Below are 16,688 nucleotides of genomic sequence, written 5' to 3'. Positions count from 1 at the left end.
CCGCCGCCACGGTCCCCCGACGCCATCCCCACCACCCTGAACAGCGAAGGAGGCGGACCGCCGTGACGGTCGCCGTACAGACCACGCTCGCACCGCCGGCGTCCGCCCCACGGACGCGCGTCGCGAGTGTCACCGCCGTCCGCCACCTCGCCCGGGGCGGCCTGCTCAGCCTCGCCGCCCTGCTGCTCGGCGTCACCGCACAGCTGCTTCTGGTCAGCGGCATCCAGCAACACAGCGCCCAGCGGGCCGCGTTCGACGCGCTGCGCGACCAACTCGCCCAGGGCACCGCCCCGGTGGCCCAGGTCGACCAGGAGGGCAGGCTGCTCGCACCGGGCACACCGGTCGCCCTGATCGACGTACCCGCCCTGGGGATGTCCCAGGTCGTCCTGGAGGGCACCGACTCCGCCGTGCTGACCGAGGGCCCTGGCCACCGCCGGGACACGCCGATGCCCGGCCAGGCCGGCACCAGCGTGCTGATGGGCCGCGCCGCGGCCTACGGCGGCCCCTTCGGGCGGCTGGCCCGCCTCGCCGCCGGCAACAGGTTCACCGTCGTCACCGGCCAGGGGAAGGCGACGTACGAGGTCATCGGCGTACGCCGGGCCGGTGATCCGGCGCCCGCCCCGCTCGCCGCGGGCAAGGGGCGCCTGGTGCTGGTCACCGCGACCGGCCCGCGCTTCATGCCGGACGGTGTCCTGCGCGTCGACGCCGACCTGGTGTCCGCGCCCGCCGAGACCCCGGCGGCCGTCATCCGCTCCGGCACCCTCCCGCAGGCCGAGGAGCCCCTCGCCGGTCCCTCCGGGATGCCCTGGCCGCTGGTGATGTGGCTCCAGGCCCTGCTGCTCGCGGCGGTCGCCGCCGTGTGGACCTGGCACCGGTGGGGCCGGCACCAGACGTGGATCGTCTTCGCGCCGGTCGTCGCCGTCCTGGGCCTCCAGGTCACCACCCGCGCCACCGAGCTGCTGCCGAACCTGCTGTGAGCCCCGCACCTGCTGTGAGCCGTGCGGCAACGCCTTCCGCGCCCCGCCTTCTCCGACACGAGGTACCCGACGTGACCGACTCCCTCACCGACACGATCGTCCTGCCCGCCGCGCCGGCTCCGGTGCGGGCCGGTGCGGCCACCGTTCCCGCGATGCTCGAAGCCCGTTCCGTGTCGGCCTGGTTCGGCAGCCACCAGGTGCTCAGCCGGGTCTCCCTCACCATGCCCGCCGGGCAGGTCACCGCGCTCATCGGTCCCTCCGGCTGCGGCAAGTCGACGTTCCTGCGCACGCTCAACCGGATGCACGAGATGATCCCGGCGGCGGCACTGGCGGGCGAGGTGCTCCTCGACGGCGAGGACATCTACGACGCGTCCCGGCGGCTGACCGACGCGCGGCGCCGGATCGGCATGGTCTTCCAGAAGCCGAACCCGTTCCCCGCCATGTCGATCTACGACAACGTGGTGGCGGGCCTGCGCCTGACCGGAACGCGTACGGGCCGCCGTGAGAAGGACGAGCTGGTCGAGGAGTCACTGACCCGGGCGGGCCTGTGGAAGGAGGTCCGCGACCGGCTCCGGCAGCCGGGCGGCGCGCTCTCCGGCGGCCAGCAGCAGCGCCTGTGCATCGCCCGCGCGCTGGCCGTACGCCCCCGGGTCCTCCTCATGGACGAACCGTGCTCGGCGCTCGACCCCACCTCCACCCGCCGCGTCGAGGAGACGATCCACGAACTCGCGGGCGAGGTGACCGTCGTGATCGTCACCCACAACATGCAGCAGGCCGCCCGCGTCTCCCAGCAGTGCGCGTTCTTCCTCGCCGAACAGGGCACGCCCGGCGGCATCGTGGAACACGGCTCGACCGACGACGTCTTCGGCGACCCGAAGGACCAGCGCACGGCGGACTACGTGGCGGGCCGCTTCGGCTGAGCACTACTGAGCAGAGGGCCCAGGAGCGGGCCCACGAGAAATTTTTCCGACCTCCCTTCAACCTTTCCGCCCCGAACACGCTCAAGAACAGGTGAGACAGAGACCTGTGAGCCGTGTGAGGGGCGTGATGCGTATGAGACACGGGTGCCCTCGCGGCACGTGAGCTCAACAGCCATACGCAGGACGGGAATCGGGAGGGTGGATGTCGGCGACGGTCCGGCAGCGGGACTTCGAGGAGTACGCGCGGGCGGGCCGGCAGCGCCTCTACCGCACGGCGTATCTGCTCAGCGGCGACCGCGAGCACGCCCGTGACCTGGTCCAGTCCACGCTGGCCCGCCTCTTCCAGCACTGGCACCGCGCGAGCCGCGCCGACCACCTCGACGCCTACGCCCGCACCGTCCTCACCCGGCTCTTCCTGCACGAGCGCCGGCGCCGGCTGCGCGACCTGCTCGCCCACGCCCGCCCCGACCCCGCGCCCGCCGCGTCCAGACCCGAGCTGCGCGTCACGCTCATGGCCGCGCTCGCCGAACTCCCGCCCCGCGCAAGGGCGATGGTCGTGCTGCGCTACTGGGAGGACCTGAGCGTCTCGGAGGTGGCCGCGCAACTGCGGTGCAGCGAGTCCACGGTCAAGAGCCAGTGCTCCCGCTCCCTGACCCGGCTGCGCGCGGTGCTGGGCGACGCCCATGTGTACACCGCCGAGTACTGAACCGCCCAGCGCCGAGAGGAACTTCCGTGTACGACACGCCACCCGGCCGCCCGCACGGGCCCGCGCCGGACGCCGGGCCCGACGAGATGCTCGTCGGGGAGCTGAGAGAGCTGATGGAGCAGGCCGCCTCCGGTCTCCCGACGCTGCCCGATCTGACGGAGGAGGCGGTACGCCAGGGCGGGCGCCGCCGGGTCCGGGCGCGGGCCGCCGTGGCCGGTGCGGTGACCGGGGTCCTCGCGATCGGGGGCGTCGGCGCGGCCCTGCTCGGCGGTCTCGGCGACCACGCGTCCGCGCCGGTCGGCCCGGCGGCCGCACCGCCCGCCGTCCCCTCCCCGACACCGCCTCCGACCTCGACCGCCCCGACGCCCGGCGCCACGCTCGCGCCGGAGACCGCCCACCGGGCACGCACGGCCAAGGCACTGACCGTGGCGCTGGGCGACCTGATCGGCACCGTCTCGGCGGACGGCGCGGGTCGCTACGCCGGCCGGATCGACGGGCACACCTTCCCGGTGACGTTGCGGGTCGAACCCGGCTCGGACGCCCTCGTCCACTGCCCGGAGCCGCCCGAGACGACCACGACCTGCCGTACGGCGTGGCTGCCCGGCCGCATCGAGGCGCGGGTCGTCGTGGTCGGCGGCGTGCTGTGGGGCGGCCGGACCGTCAGCGTCAGCTACCACTACGCGGACAGCACCGTGCAGCTGACCGTCGGCCCGGACACGGCCGCCAGGCTCTCCCCGCCTGTGACCGCCGACCATCTGGTGGTGGCGGCGGGCACCCCGGCCCTGCTGTCCGAGGTGAGGGCCGAGGCGCAGGACCGGGCGCCGCACAAGGCGCGGGACCACCGGACGAACCCCTCGGACGGCGCGTCCCGCGCCCCGTCCGCCACGACCCAGCCCTCCGACTCCCAGTCGGCCACCGTCGAGCCCCGCTCGGCGACCGACCTGGGCGGTACCGACCGTACGAGCAAGGCAGGCGGCTTCGATGAGTGAGCAACGACGTACGGTGAACGGGCCGCGCCGCAGGGTCGCCTTACAGCGGCGGCGCAAGAACCGGATACGGCTCGGGGCGATCGGCGCCACGGTCTGTCTCGCCGCGCTCGGTACGGCGGCGGTGCCGATGCTGCTGCCCCGGCTGCTGCCGGACCACGCGTCGCGCCAGGAGGAGGCCCTTTCCCCGGAGGCGGTCCGGACCTCGACCGAGCCCGCTCCGGAGGCGGGGACCGACGACACGAGCCCGCCCCCGGACGACTCCCAGGCGGCCGGGTCGCCCGACCGCTCCGACATCTCCGACCCCTCCGAGGCGCCCGAGCCGACCGGATCCGCCGGGGTTCCCAAGGCGCCCGACGCCCTCGACGCCCCCAAGTCCCCTGAAGCCAGCGGGACTTCAGCGCCGGGCAAGGGAAAGGGGAAGGGGAACGGTTCCGGGAGCAGGTCCGGAAAGGGGCAGGCGCCCTCCGCGCGGCCCACCATCCCCCTAACTGGCCCCGGCACCTTCGCCACGGCCCCGCTCGCCGTCACCGGGCCCGCCACCGGAACCCCCTTCCGCGTCCAGGTCGAGAACGGCGCGGGCATCGACCCGGCGGACGCCGCCCGGCAGATCGGCGCCATCCTGGGCGACCGGCGCGGCTGGGGCCGGGAGGGTGCCACCTTCCGCCAAGTAGCCGGTCTGGAAGCCGAGTTGACGTTCCGTGTCGCCACCGCGGGCACCACGGACAAGCTGTGCGACGTACGGCAGCCGGAACACCTCGGAGAGGTCAACTGCCGTACCGGCAACGACGTGGTGATCAACCTCAAGCGCTGGCAGCTCGGTTCCCCCGAGTTCGACGGGCCGCCGGTCGAGTACCGCGCCCTGATCGTCAACCACGAGGTCGGCCACTGGCTGGGCCACGGCCACGAGACCTGCCCGGGTCCGGGCAGCCCCGCGCCCGCGATGATGCAGCAGATCGACGGCCTCAAGGGCTGCGTGCCCAACGCCTGGCCGTACGACACGCAGGGCCGCTACCTGAGCGGCCCCGCCGTGCCGTAACCGGGAGAACGGCGCTACGGAGCGACCTCCGTCTCGCACCGCAGCCGCCGCTCCACCCCCAACTCCCGTACCGGGCCCACGACTCGCACCCGTGCCGTATGCCGCACGTCCGCGCTCGACGCCCCCAACCGCAGCTCCAGCACCCCCGGTTCGACGATCCGGCGCCCCCCGCGGTCCGTGAACGCCGACAGCTCCGCGTGGAAGCGGAACGTCACCCGGCGCGCCGCCCCCGGCGCCAACTCCAGCCGCTCGTAACCGATCAGGCGCACGTCCGGCCGGGTCACCGACGCCACCGGGTCGTGCAGATACAGCTGGACGACCTCCGCACCGGCCAGCGCACCCGTGTTGCGCACGGTCACCGACACCTCGTACGAACCGTCCGTGCCGATCTCCGCCGGACCCCCGTCCGAGAAGTCCTCCCAGGCGAAGGTGGTGTACGACAGGCCGTGTCCGAACGGGTACAGCGGCGTCGGGTCGAGGCTGCTCACCTCGCCCGCCAGTCCCAGCGGCGGCTGGAGGTACGTCCAGGGCTGGCCCCCGCGCTCCCTCGGCACGCTCACCGGCAGCCGGCCCGACGGAGTGACGCGGCCCGACAGTACTCCCGCCACTGCCGGGCCGCCCTCCTCCCCGGGGAAGAACGCCTGCACCACGGCCGCCAGCCGACCGTGCCAACGCCCCAGCGCGTACGGCCGGCCGGTGAGCAGCACCAGCACCACCGGGATACCGGTCGACACCAGCGAGTCCAGCAACTCGGCCTGCATGCCCGGCAGTTGTAGCTCGGCCACATCGCAGCCCTCGCCCGACGTGCCCCCGCCGAACAGGCCGGCCCGGTCGCCCAGTACCGCCACGCACACATCGGCCTCGGCGGTCCGTGCCACCGCCTCCGCGAAGCCCCCGGTGCCGGGCTCCGAGGTGTCGCAGCCCTCCGCGAACGTCACCTTGGCGTCCGGGAGTTCGGCGCGCAGGGAGTCCAGCAGCGTGGGGATGTCCACGCCCACCGCGGTCTCCGGATGACTGGGCAGGACATGCGAGGGGAACGAGTAGCAGCCCAGCATCGCCAGCGCGTCCGCCGCCCTCGGCCCGACGACCGCGATCCGGGTGTCCGGGGCCAGCGGGAGCAGCCCGTCCGGGTTGTCCAGCAGCACCACCGACTCCTCGGCCAGCCGCCGGGCCAGTGCCCTGTTTCCGGCCGAGTCCAGGTCGATCGGCGTGCCGTCCGGCTCCGGCCGCCAGTCCTCGTCCAGGAGGCCCAGCTCGCACTTCTGCGTCAGGACACGGCGCGCCGCCCGGTCCACCAGCGCCTGCGGCACGTCTCCCGCCCGTACCGCCGCCACCAGCGCGTCGCCGTAACTCCGGATCGACGGCAGCTCGACGTCGATACCGGCCGTCAGGGCGACCTGGGCCGCCTCGGCGGGCGTACCGGCGACCCGGTGCAGGGACTCCAGGAAGCCGATGCCGAAGTAGTCCGAGACCACCGTTCCCGTGAACCCCCATTCGTCGCGCAGGAGTTGGGTCAGCAGATGCTGGTCACCGGAGGCGGGGACGCCGTCCGTCTCGTTGTAGGCCGCCATCACCGAGCGCGCCCCGCCCTCGCGCAGCGCCATCTCGAACGGCGGGAGCGTCACGTCCGCGAACTCCCGTACGCCCGCCCGTACCGGCGCCAGATTGCGGGCGCCCACCGAGGACGCGTACCCCGCGAAGTGCTTCAGCGTGGCGATGATCCCGGCCGACTCCAGGCCACGGACGTACGCCGACCCGATCGTCCCCACCAGATACGGGTCCTCGCCGATCGTCTCCTCCACCCGGCCCCAGCGAGCGTCCCGTACGACGTCCAGGACCGGGGCGAGGCCCTGGTGCACGCCGACCGAGGCGAGGTCGTGGCCGATGCGGGCCGCCATCTCCTCCACCAGCTCGGGGTGGAAGGTGGCTCCCCAGGCCAGCGGGACCGGGTACGCCGTCGCCCGCCACGCCGTGAAGCCCGCCAGGCACTCCTCGTGGGCGAGCGCCGGAATGCCGAAGCGGCCCGCCTCGGCAATCCGACGCTGGGCGCGGGCCAGTGCCTGCGCGCCCAGCGTCGGGTCCACGGGGGCCGTACCGAAGGGGCGCGTGAGCTGGCCCAGACCTCGGGTGATCAGCTCGTCCCACTGATAGTCGGCGGTCATGTCGTGCTGGTGCGGGGCGACCCCGTGCCCGTCCGTCGAGGCGCCCACCCACACGCCGTACAGCTGGGCCGTCTTCTCCTCCAGGGTCATCCGGGAGAGCAGGTCGTCGACGCGGGCGTCGGCGGACAGGGCGCGGTCACGCCAAGGTGCCGTGGTCATGAAACTCCTGTCAGAGAAGGTGGGTTCACCGGCCGCCCGTTCACTTGCCACCCACGCCCATCAGGCCGCCGATCAGTGCGCGCCGGGCCACCAGGTAGACGGCGAAGATCGGGATGCCCGAGAGGACGACCGACGCGAGCAGGGCGGGGATGTTCACGCCGAACTGGCTCACGAAGTTGAAGAGGCCGAGGGTAAGGACGCGGGGTTCGTCGGACTGGGTGAAGATCAGGGGGAAGAGGAAGCCGTTCCAGGCCTGCAGGGCCGAGTAGATCACGACGGTGCTGATTCCACCCTTCGTCAGGGGGATCGTCAGCTGGAACAGCATCCGCAGGGGGGACGCGCCGTCGAGGGCCATCGCCTCGTACAGGTCCTCCGAGATGTCCCGCAGGGAGCCGGTGAGGACCAGCACCGAGACCGGCATCGCGAAGGCCGCCGTCGGCAGGATCACCGCCAACAGGCTGTCGTACAGGTCGAGTTTGGCGATCAGGAGATAGAGGGGGACCACCACCGCCTGGGCCGGGATGGCGACCCCGAGCAGGAACAGCCGGAAGGCCGCCCCCGACCAGCGGGTGCGGGTGCGCACGGCCACGTACGCCAGCGGCACACACAGCACGAGGACGATGGCGACGACCGTGAGAGCGACGATCACCGTGTTGCTCAGCAGATGCCAGAAGCCCGAGTGGAGAACAGTGTTGTAGTTGTCCAGCGTCGGATGGGCGGGCGGCCTCAGGGGGTTGCCGGTGAGGGCCTTGTCCTGGCTGGTGAGCGAGGCCGACAGCATCGCGTAGATGGGAATGAGGACGATCACCAGCCAGACGACCGAACCCAGGCCCGCCAGCGGGTTGGCGCGCTTCGTCCAGTGCCTGCGGCGACGACCGTCCGGCCGCCGGCCCGGCTGTTCCGGGCGCTTGCCGGCGGTCGTGGGACGGGGGAGCGTGTCATGTGACATGGCGTCACATCCCTTCGCGGGTACTGCGCATGCCGCCGAAGCCGGTCAGCCGTACGAGGATCAGGGACAGGCCGGTGGCGGCCACGACCAGGAAGGACGCGATGGCGCTCGCGTAACCGAAGTCGTAGCTCTTGAAGCCCGCTTCGTACATCAGGTACGGCAGGATCGCGGTGTCGGTGCCCGGGCCGCCCTTCGTCAGGATCAGGACCGTCTCGAAGTAGGTGAGCGAGCCGACCACCATCAGCACCGTCGACGTGGTGATGGTGTGCCGCAGCTGCGGCAGGGTGATCGAGAAGAACTGCCGGTAGCGGCCCGCCCCGTCGATGGCCGCCGCCTGATAGAGGACCTGGGGGATCTGGCGGGCCCCGCCCTGGTAGATCAGCGTGTGGAACGGGATGAACTGCCAGCCGCCGACGAACACGATCGCGAGGAACGCGCCGCTCGTTGAGCCGAGGGTGTTCTCCCGGATGATGCCGAAGTTCGGGTCGAGCAGGGCGTAGAACAGCAGCGCGATCGCCGTCGAGGAGAGCAGGAACGGGACGAAGAAGATCGCGGAGAGGATCGCCCGGTTGCGCTGGTGGCCCGCCGCCCAGACGCCGAGGAGCAGGGAGATCACCGTCTGGAAGACCCAGCTCGCCGCCATCAGCATGAGGGTGATGCCCAGCGACTGTGTCAGCCGCGGATCGTCCAGCAGCTTCTGCCAGTTGGCGAAGCCCACCGGCTTCGGGTCGCCGAGGCCGTCCCACTTGGTGAAGGAGAGATAGAAGGCCAGACCCATCGGGACGACCGCGAAGAAGGTGAAGAAGAGGACTGCGGGGAGCGCCCAGACGGCGTTCGGCCGCCCGGCGCGCACCTTCACCGTCTTTCCGCCCCCGGAACCCCCGGAAGTGACGGTGGAGCTCACTTCAACCCCTTGCAGGCCGACACGAACTCGCTCGGCGACGACTTGCCCGCGAAGAGCTTCCCGATCTCCGTGTGCATCTTGGTGCCCAGCTCATCGCCGAGCGCCTGGTCCCAGGAGAGCGTGAACGCCGGTGCCTGCTGGACCATGTCGTACTGGAACTTGGCGTACTCGGGGTTCGGCGCGGAGGCGAGCAGCGCCGCCGCGTTCGAGGTCGTCGGTACGTCGCCGAGGGCCACCAGGTCCTTCGCGTACGCCTCGGACGCGCACTCCTTGAGGAACGCGATCGCCGCGTCCTTGTTCTGCGTATGGGGGTTGATCGACCAGTAGTTGGTGGGGTTGCCGACGACGTTGCGGACGTCACCGGTACCGCCCGCGATCGCCGGGAAGGCCGCCCAGCCCAGGTTCGACTTGGCGAAGTCGGGGAACTTGCCGAGCTGCGTCGAGTACTCCCACGAGCCCATCAGATGCATCGCCGCCTTGCCCTTGGCGAAGACCGCGGGGGCGCCGCCGTTGACGTACGACACCGAGCTGAACTTGGAGCCGAAGGCGCCGTCGTCGACGAGTGCCTTCACCATCTCGGCGGCCTTCAGGATCGCCGGGTCGCCCCAGCCCTCAGCGTCGCCGTCCTGGATCCGCCGGAAGACCTCGGGGCCGCCGATACGGTCCGTCAGGTACTCCAGCCACATCAGTTCGGGCCAGAGGTCGGAGCCACCGAGGGCGAAGGGGGTGATCCCGGCCTTCTTCAGCTTGGCGTTGTTGGCGAGCAACTGGTCCCAGGTGGTGGGCGGCTGGAGCTTCTGCTCGGCGAAGACGGTCTTGTTGTAGAAGAGGATCACCGGCTGCATACCGCGCATCGGTATGCCGTAGTGACGGCCCTTGAGGTCACCGGCGGCGAGTACGGAGGGCAGGAAGCCGCTCTTCAGCACCGGGTCCTTCTGGATGATGTCGGTCAGGTCGAGGACCTTGCCGGCCTCCTGGTACGCCTTGATGGAGCCGCCGCCCCAGTTGAAGAAGACGTCCGGGGCACTGGGCGAGCCCATCGCCGTACGCAGCTTGGGCGTGTAGTCCGAGCCGGGGATCTTCTCCAGCGTGATCTTGCCCTTGGCCGACTTCGACGCCGCCGACTTGTTGAACCGCTCGACGGCCGCGGCCTGCACCTTCACGGCGTCGTCCCCGTATACGAACGCGGTGATCGTCTCCCCGCCGCCGCCCGACCCCTCGCCGGAGCCGCAGGCGCTGAGGCCGGTGGTGAGCAGGGCGGAGGCACCGGCGCCGAGCAGCCAGCGCCTGCTGAACGCCGTACCCGTGGACCCTGTGGACCGGCCTCTGTTCGACTCCATGACAGCACCTCTCGCGAATGTTCTCGACGAAACCGGAACGAGTATCTGCACGAATCTTTCGGATGACAGCCCGAATGTTCCGGAAACTTATGGTGGGGCAGGGGCTTCGTCAAGGGGGCGCGCAGGGATACGATCGCGGTCATGAGACCCTCGAAACCAGCTGAAACGCAGACGACTCCGCAGTCCACCCAGACCGCGACGCTCGCCGAGATCGCCCGCGAGGCAGGCGTCTCCGCTCCGACTGTTTCGAAGGTGCTCAACGGCCGGGCCGATGTCGCCCCCGCGACCCGCACCCGCGTCGAGGACCTGCTGCGGGCCTACGGCTACCGGCGCCGCCGCGCCGAGGCGACCCGCTCCCCGCTGATCGACCTGGTCTTCCACGAGCTGGAGAGCGGGTGGGCGATGGAGGTCATCCGGGGCGTGGAGAACGCGGCGCGCGAGGAGGGGCTGAGCGTCGTCCTCTCCGAGAGCGCGGGCCGCCTCACCCCGGGCCGCACCTGGGCCGACCAGGTCGCGGCGCGCCGCCCGCACGGCGTGGTCCTCGTCCTCTCGGGCCTCGACGAGTCCCAGCGGGCGCTGCTGACCAGCCGCTCCATCCCGTTCGTGGTGATGGACCCGGCGGGCGACCCCGGCGACAACGTGCCCTCGGTCGGCGCGACCAACTGGCAGGGCGGCCTGGCCGCCACCCGCCACCTCGTCGAACTGGGCCACACCCGCATCGCGTCGATCAGTGGACCCTCCCGGATGATGTGCAGCCGCGCCCGAGTCGACGGCTACCGCGCGGCGCTGGACACGGCCGGCCTGCCGGTCGACCCCGCGCTGCTCAAGGCGGGCGACTTCCACCACGAGACGGGCTACCGGGCCGGCCTCGAACTCCTGCGCGCCCCGAACCGCCCGACCGCCGTCTTCGCCGGCAACGACCTCCAGGCCCTCGGCCTGTACGAGGCCGCCCGCGAACTGGGTCTGCGCATCCCGGAGGACCTGAGCGTCGTCGGCTTCGACGACCTCCCGATCGCCCGCCTGGTAGGCCCCCCACTGACAACGGTCCGCCAGCCCCTAATGGAAATGGCAGAAACGGCAGCCAAACTGGTCCTGAACCTGGGCCGCGAGGACGGCACCTCAGGAGCAACAAGGGTAGAACTGGCAACAAGCCTGGTAGTCCGCAACAGCACGGCCCCACCCTCGACGCCCTAAGGGCGGCGGAGAGCCCCCCTCATGGGCGGGGCGGAGCCCCCGCAGGGGCGCGAGGAACTGCGCAACAAGCCACGACGAACCCGCACCCGAAAACCGCCCCGATCATTCAGGGTCGCGAGGAACCGCGCGACAAGCCACGACGAACCCGCACCCGAAATCCGGCCCGATCATTCAGGGGCGCGAGGAACCGCGCGACAAGCCACGACGAACCCGCACCCGAAATCCGGCCCGATCATTCAGGGGCGCGAGGAACTGCGCAAAAAACCACAACGCACCCGCACCCGAAAGCCCGCCCGATCAGGGGCGCGGGGAACTGCGCGAAAACCCACAAAGCACCCGCACCCAAAACACCGCACACCCATATTGACGCACCCCCCAAGACCCCCCACACTGCACCGAAGTCAATCGGTTGAACAGCCGAAACTTTCGGAGGCACCCGCAATGACCCCCTCCAGAACCCCCTTACGCACCCGCCTACGCACCCTCCTCACAGGCGCCGCCGCCACAGCCACCACAGCCACCCTCCTCCTCGCCGCCCCGGCAACCGCCGCAGACCCCCCACTGCGCGACCTGGCCACCACCAAGGCCAAAGTCATCGGCACAGCAGTAACCGGCTCCAAACTCACCGCCACCTACGGCGACCTGGCCGGCACCCAGTTCAACTCCCTCACCCCCGGCAACGCCATGAAGTGGGAGTCCGTGGAGCCGACCCGCGGCACCTACAACTGGACCGAGGCCGACCAGATCGTGGCCTTCGCCCAGGCCCACAACCAACAGGTACGCGGCCACACCCTGGTCTGGCACAACCAGAACCCGGCCTGGCTGACGAACGGCACCTGGACCCCGGCCCAGCTCGGCACCCTCCTCCAGGACCACATCACCACCGAAGTCACGCGCTACAAGGGCAAGTTGGCGGCCTGGGACGTGGTGAACGAGCCCTTCAACGAGGACGGCACCTACCGCCCGACGATCTGGTCGGACAACCTCGGCACCGACTACATCGCGAAGGCCCTGACCTGGGCGCGAGCGGCCGACCCGACGGCGAAGCTCTACGTCAACGACTACAACGTCGAGGGCGTCAACGCGAAGAGCACGGCCCTCTACAACCTGGTCAAGTCCCTGAAGGAGCGCGGGATCCCGATCGACGGGGTGGGCCTGCAGGCGCATCTGATCCTCGGTCAGTATCCGTCGAGCCTCCAGCAGAACATCCAGCGGTTCGCCGACCTGGGCGTGGACGTGGCGATCACGGAACTTGACATCCGTATGCAACTGCCTTCCACAGATGCCAAGTTGACCCAGCAGGCGGTCGACTACAAGGCCGTCGTGGACGCCTGCGTGGCCGTGACCCGGTGCGTCGGTGTGACGGTGTGGGGTTTCACGGACTCCGACTCGTGGGTCCCGGACGTGTTCGACGGATACGGCGCGGCAACCCCGTACACCGAGAACTTCACCCCGAAACCGGCGTATTACGCGATCGCCCAGTCGTTCGGCGGTACCCCGTCGGCGGAGGGCTGCGCGGCGACGTACAGCGTCCCGAGCCAGTGGAACACCGGGTTCACCGGGCAGGTGACGATCACCTGTTCCCCGGGTCGGTCGCTGTCGTCGTGGAAGGTGAGCTGGACGTACGGCGCGGGACAGCGGGTCACGCAAGCATGGAACGCCACCTGCGCCCAGGCTGGGGCGTCCGTGACCTGTGTGAACGCCTCGTACAACGGGACGGTGCCGAGCGGCGGTTCGGTGAGCTTCGGGTTCAACGGGACGTGGAGCGGGAACAATCCCGTACCGACGGTGACGCTGGGCTGAGAAGTGTGAGATTTCCCGAAGAATGCCGGGCATGTGCCCCTGCCTGTAACAATTCGGACGTACGTTCCTCTGTGTGATGGGAGATGGGGAACGGTCGTCCGTCGACGTCGGGGGCGCGAAAGGACAGGTGGGCCGGCAAGTGGGCCGACGGTCGTCGCGCTGGTTGAAGGCCGTCGGTTTCACGCTGGCCGGCACTCTCGTGCTCGCCGTCATGGGCGCGGGCTACGCCTACTGGCACCTGAACGACAACATCAAGAGCGTCGACATCGACAACGCGCTCGGCGACAACCGCCCGGCGAAGACACGGTCACTGCCGTCGCTGAACCCGTCCGCCTCGGCGGCGACCCCGCTGCCCAGCGAGGCGCTGAACATCCTGGTCCTGGGGTCGGACTCACGCAGCGGCAAGCGCAACAAGTCGCTCGGCGGCGGCAACAGCGAGGGCGCGCGGTCGGACACCGCGATGGTCGTCCACCTCGACGCGGGCCGTACGAAGGCGACGATCGTGAGCATCCCGCGCGACACGCTGGTCAGGCGCCCGTCCTGCCCCTTGTCGGACGGGCATTCGACGGCGGAGGTGTCCGGCGTCATGTTCAACACGGCGTACTCGGTCGGCGGCCCGGTCTGCGCGGTCAAGACGGTGGAGTCGATGACGAACGTCCGCATGGACCACTACCTGGAGGTCGACTTCGCCGGCTTCGCGGACCTGGTGAACGCACTCGGCGGCGTGACGGTCACCACGGACGAGGACATCCACGACGACGACAGCCACCTCGACCTGACAGCGGGCGAACACCACCTCGACGGCACCAAGGCCCTCGCCCTGGCACGCACCCGGCACGGCATCGGCGACGGCAGCGACCTGGGCCGCATCGGCCTCCAGCAGAAACTGGTCAAGGCCCTGCTCCGGCAGATCTCCTCGACGAACCTGCTGACCAGCCCGGCCAAGCTGTACAAGGTCGCCGACGTGGCCACGGCCGGCCTGACCACGGACACCGGCCTGAACTCGCTCAGCAAACTGATGAGCCTGGGCCAGAGCCTCCAGGGCCTGTCGGCGGACGAGCTGACGACGGTGATGATGCCGGTGGTGCCGGCGGCGTCGGACGCCAATCGGGTGGTCGCCGAGGAGCCGGAGGCGGCGAACTTGTGGGCGACTCTGAAGTGATGCGGAGCTTCTGACCTGCGGAAACACCCTTGGAGAAAACTTCCCGAAGAAATTTCCGCGACCGTGTCGATCCCGGCCCGCCCCGTTCGACGCACAGGTGAGAGCCCGGAAAGGAACCGGGCCCCGCCCAAGGAGGAACCCCATGCCCCGCTACCTCTCCCTCGTGCAGATCGACGAAGCCACCGTCCCCGCGGAAGGCCCCAGCCCCGAACTGATGCAGCGCATGGGCGAGCTGATCGAGGAGATCACCAAGGCAGGCGTGATGCTCGACACCGCCGGCCTCACCCCCAGCACGCAGGGCACGCGCGTGCACTGGCAGGACGGCAAGATCTCGGTCACCGACGGCCCCTTCACCGAGTCCAAGGAGATCGTCGGCGGCTACGCGATCATGCAGTGCAAGGACAAGGCCGAGGCCCTGGAGTGGACCAAGCGCTTCCTGAAGGTCCACGAGGAGCACTGGACGGTGACCTGCGAGGTCCGCGAGATCGCAGAAGGCTGAGCGGCCCCCTTCCACTCACCCTCCCGGCTTCCTTGGCCGATCGCCGCAGACGGTGTCTGATGGTGGGCTGTGACCCAGCAGCCCACCTCCGACACCGCGACTGAACACGCCATCGAGACCGTGTTCCGCCTCGAATCCCCCCGAGTCATCGCGGCCGTGACCCGCACCGTCCGGGACATCGGCATCGCCGAGGAACTGGCCCAGGACGCCCTGGTCGCGGCCCTCGAACAGTGGCCCCGGGACGGCGTCCCCGACAACCCGGGCGCCTGGCTGATGGCGACGGCCAAGCACCGCGCCATCGACCTGATCCGCCGCCGCGAGACGTACGCCCGCAAGCTGGCGGAGATCGGCCGCAGCCTGGACACAACCGTCCCGCCGGTCGAGCCGTCGGCCCCCGACGACATCGACGACGACCTGCTCCGCCTCGTCTTCACCGCCTGTCACCCGGTGCTGTCCGCCGAGGCCCGCATCGCCATCACCCTCCGCCTCCTCGGCGGCCTCACCACCCCCGAGATCGCCCGCGCCTTCCTCGTCCCCGAGGCGACGGTCGCCCAGCGCATCGTCCGCGCCAAACGCACCCTCGCGACGAAGAACGTCGCCTTCGAGGTCCCGTACGGCCCGGAGCGCGAGGCCCGTCTCGGCTCGGTCCTGGAGGTCATCTACCTGATCTTCAACGAGGGTTACGCCGCCACAGCCGGCGACGACCTGCTGCGCCCCGCCCTCTGCGAGGACGCCCTGCGGCTGGCCCGCGTGCTGTCGGGCCTGATGCCCAAGGAACCCGAAGTGCACGCGCTGACCGCCCTGTTGGAACTCCAGGCGTCCCGCTCGGCGGCTCGCACGGGCCCCACCGGCGAACCGGTACTCCTCAAGGACCAGAACCGCTCCCGCTGGAACCGCATGCTGATCGCCCGCGGCTTCACGGCCCTGGCCCGAGCGGAAGCCGCGGGCGCCACGACGGCCACATCAGGCCCGGGCCCGTACGCCCTCCAGGCGGCCATCGCCGCCTGCCACGCCCACGCCCACTCCTACGAAGCCACGGACTGGCCCCGCATCGCCGCGCTGTACGCGGCCCTGGCCGCCCGATCCCCGTCTCCCGTGGTGGAGTTGAACCGAGCGGTGGCCATCTCGATGTCCGAGGGCCCAGCCCCCGCCCTACGCATCATCGACACCCTCACCACGGACCCGTCCCTAAAGGACTACCACTTGCTCCCCAGCGTCAGAGGAGACCTCCTCCTACGCCTGGGCCGCCCAAAGGAAGCAAAAGCCGAATTCCTAAGGGCAGCATCCCTAACCCACAACGAACAAGAACGCCACTTCCTACAAACCAAAGCAGCAAACTGCCCCCAATAGCCCCGCAGCGAACGACGCAACAGCCCCCACGAGCCCGCACGATGGCGACGACCGGCAGCGGCAATGCCCTTAATGGGGCCGCAAGGAACTGCGCAAAAGGCACCCCCCGGGGCCGCGACCGTTTGCTACGGCCGGAAGTGCCAATGCCCTTGACAGGGGCGCGGGGAACTGCGCGAAAACCCACCACGGGCCGCGACCGTTTGCTACGGCCGGCAGCGGCAATGCCCTTGACAGGGGCGCGGGGAACTGCGCGAAACCCCCCCCACGGGCCGCGACCGTTTGCTACGGCCGGCAGCGGCAATGCCCCTGATAGGGGCGCGGGGAACTGCGCGAAAACCCACCACGGGCCGCGACCGTTTGCGACGAGCCCGAGCAGAGGAGACGCCCTTGACAGGGGCGCGGGGAACTGCGCAAACCCCCCCACCAACCCGCACCCCCTGCCCAACCAGCGGAGCTCACCGCACGGGCCGCCCCAAAAGCATCACAGGCGCCCCCGCCACCCGAGTAAGAAAAACCGTCGCCGCCCCAGCCCCCCGAG

Annotated in this window: 14 protein-coding genes; 10 read left to right on the top strand and 4 right to left on the bottom strand. The window is 70.6% G+C overall.

The genetic code is table 11. From position 1 onward, the window contains the following. The first annotated feature begins 62 nt into the window (after nt 1-62). From ADL01_RS38850 to ADL01_RS38830, 5 genes are all read left to right on the top strand, one after another. Nucleotides 63-977: a sortase gene (locus tag ADL01_RS38850; RefSeq protein WP_053746799.1), complete on the top strand. Its 915-nt coding sequence runs from the start codon at nt 63-65 to the stop codon at nt 975-977. Between the two features lie 152 nt (nt 978-1,129). Next, nucleotides 1,130-1,897: a phosphate ABC transporter ATP-binding protein PstB gene (pstB, locus tag ADL01_RS38845; protein WP_053746813.1), complete on the top strand. Its 768-nt coding sequence runs from the start codon at nt 1,130-1,132 to the stop codon at nt 1,895-1,897. Nucleotides 1,898-2,099: 202 nt separating this feature from the next. Then, complete coding sequence (locus ADL01_RS38840; RefSeq protein WP_053746798.1) at nt 2,100-2,603, top strand: SigE family RNA polymerase sigma factor; 504 nt, start codon at nt 2,100-2,102, stop codon at nt 2,601-2,603. A gap of 26 nt (nt 2,604-2,629) precedes the next feature. Next, nucleotides 2,630-3,592 carry a hypothetical protein gene (locus tag ADL01_RS38835; RefSeq protein WP_053746797.1) on the top strand — a complete coding sequence of 321 codons (963 nt, stop codon included), beginning with the start codon at nt 2,630-2,632 and terminating at the stop codon, nt 3,590-3,592. Then, nucleotides 3,585-4,628: a DUF3152 domain-containing protein gene (locus ADL01_RS38830; protein ID WP_053746796.1), complete on the top strand. Its 1,044-nt coding sequence runs from the start codon at nt 3,585-3,587 to the stop codon at nt 4,626-4,628. The genes ADL01_RS38835 and ADL01_RS38830 overlap by 8 nt, the downstream gene beginning before the upstream one ends. 14 nt (nt 4,629-4,642) lie before the next feature. Here ADL01_RS38830 and ADL01_RS38825 read toward each other — a convergent pair whose 3' ends face one another. Genes ADL01_RS38825 through ADL01_RS38810 form a run of 4 tightly spaced genes read right to left on the bottom strand, consistent with a single transcriptional unit; the run spans nt 4,643 to nt 10,142 of the window. Next, nucleotides 4,643-6,949 (bottom strand): glycoside hydrolase family 3 N-terminal domain-containing protein, encoded by a 2,307-nt coding sequence (locus ADL01_RS38825; protein WP_053746795.1) that lies wholly within the window; start codon nt 6,947-6,949, stop codon nt 4,643-4,645. 40 nt (nt 6,950-6,989) lie between these two features. Then, nucleotides 6,990-7,898: a carbohydrate ABC transporter permease gene (locus ADL01_RS38820; RefSeq protein WP_053746794.1), complete on the bottom strand. Its 909-nt coding sequence runs from the start codon at nt 7,896-7,898 to the stop codon at nt 6,990-6,992. Between the two features lie 4 nt (nt 7,899-7,902). Continuing rightward, a complete protein-coding gene (locus ADL01_RS38815) occupies nt 7,903-8,802 on the bottom strand; it encodes a carbohydrate ABC transporter permease (protein ID WP_053746793.1) in 900 nt (299 codons plus the stop codon). Beyond that, nucleotides 8,799-10,142 (bottom strand): ABC transporter substrate-binding protein, encoded by a 1,344-nt coding sequence (locus ADL01_RS38810; protein WP_053746792.1) that lies wholly within the window; start codon nt 10,140-10,142, stop codon nt 8,799-8,801. The genes ADL01_RS38815 and ADL01_RS38810 overlap by 4 nt, the downstream gene beginning before the upstream one ends. 141 nt (nt 10,143-10,283) lie before the next feature. On the opposite strand from ADL01_RS38810, the gene ADL01_RS38805 reads away from it, so the two are divergent. From ADL01_RS38805 to ADL01_RS38785, 5 genes are all read left to right on the top strand, one after another. Then, nucleotides 10,284-11,336 carry a LacI family DNA-binding transcriptional regulator gene (locus ADL01_RS38805; protein ID WP_053746791.1) on the top strand — a complete coding sequence of 351 codons (1,053 nt, stop codon included), beginning with the start codon at nt 10,284-10,286 and terminating at the stop codon, nt 11,334-11,336. Nucleotides 11,337-11,777: 441 nt separating this feature from the next. Further along, nucleotides 11,778-13,139, top strand: a complete 1,362-nt coding sequence (locus ADL01_RS38800; protein WP_053746790.1) for an endo-1,4-beta-xylanase — start codon at nt 11,778-11,780, stop codon at nt 13,137-13,139. Between the two features lie 76 nt (nt 13,140-13,215). Beyond that, complete coding sequence (locus ADL01_RS38795) at nt 13,216-14,301, top strand: LCP family protein (protein ID WP_053746789.1); 1,086 nt, start codon at nt 13,216-13,218, stop codon at nt 14,299-14,301. 142 nt (nt 14,302-14,443) lie between these two features. Beyond that, nucleotides 14,444-14,800 (top strand): YciI family protein, encoded by a 357-nt coding sequence (locus ADL01_RS38790; protein ID WP_053746788.1) that lies wholly within the window; start codon nt 14,444-14,446, stop codon nt 14,798-14,800. A 69-nt stretch (nt 14,801-14,869) separates the two neighbouring features. Continuing rightward, complete coding sequence (locus ADL01_RS38785; protein WP_053746787.1) at nt 14,870-16,150, top strand: RNA polymerase sigma factor; 1,281 nt, start codon at nt 14,870-14,872, stop codon at nt 16,148-16,150. The last annotated feature ends 538 nt before the right edge of the window (nt 16,151-16,688 follow it).

Source organism: Streptomyces sp. NRRL WC-3618, from assembly GCF_001280005.1.
In the GTDB taxonomy this organism is placed as follows: domain Bacteria; phylum Actinomycetota; class Actinomycetes; order Streptomycetales; family Streptomycetaceae; genus Streptomyces.
Note: the sequence above shows the minus strand (reverse complement) of the source record. Positions and strands in the feature narration are given on the sequence as shown.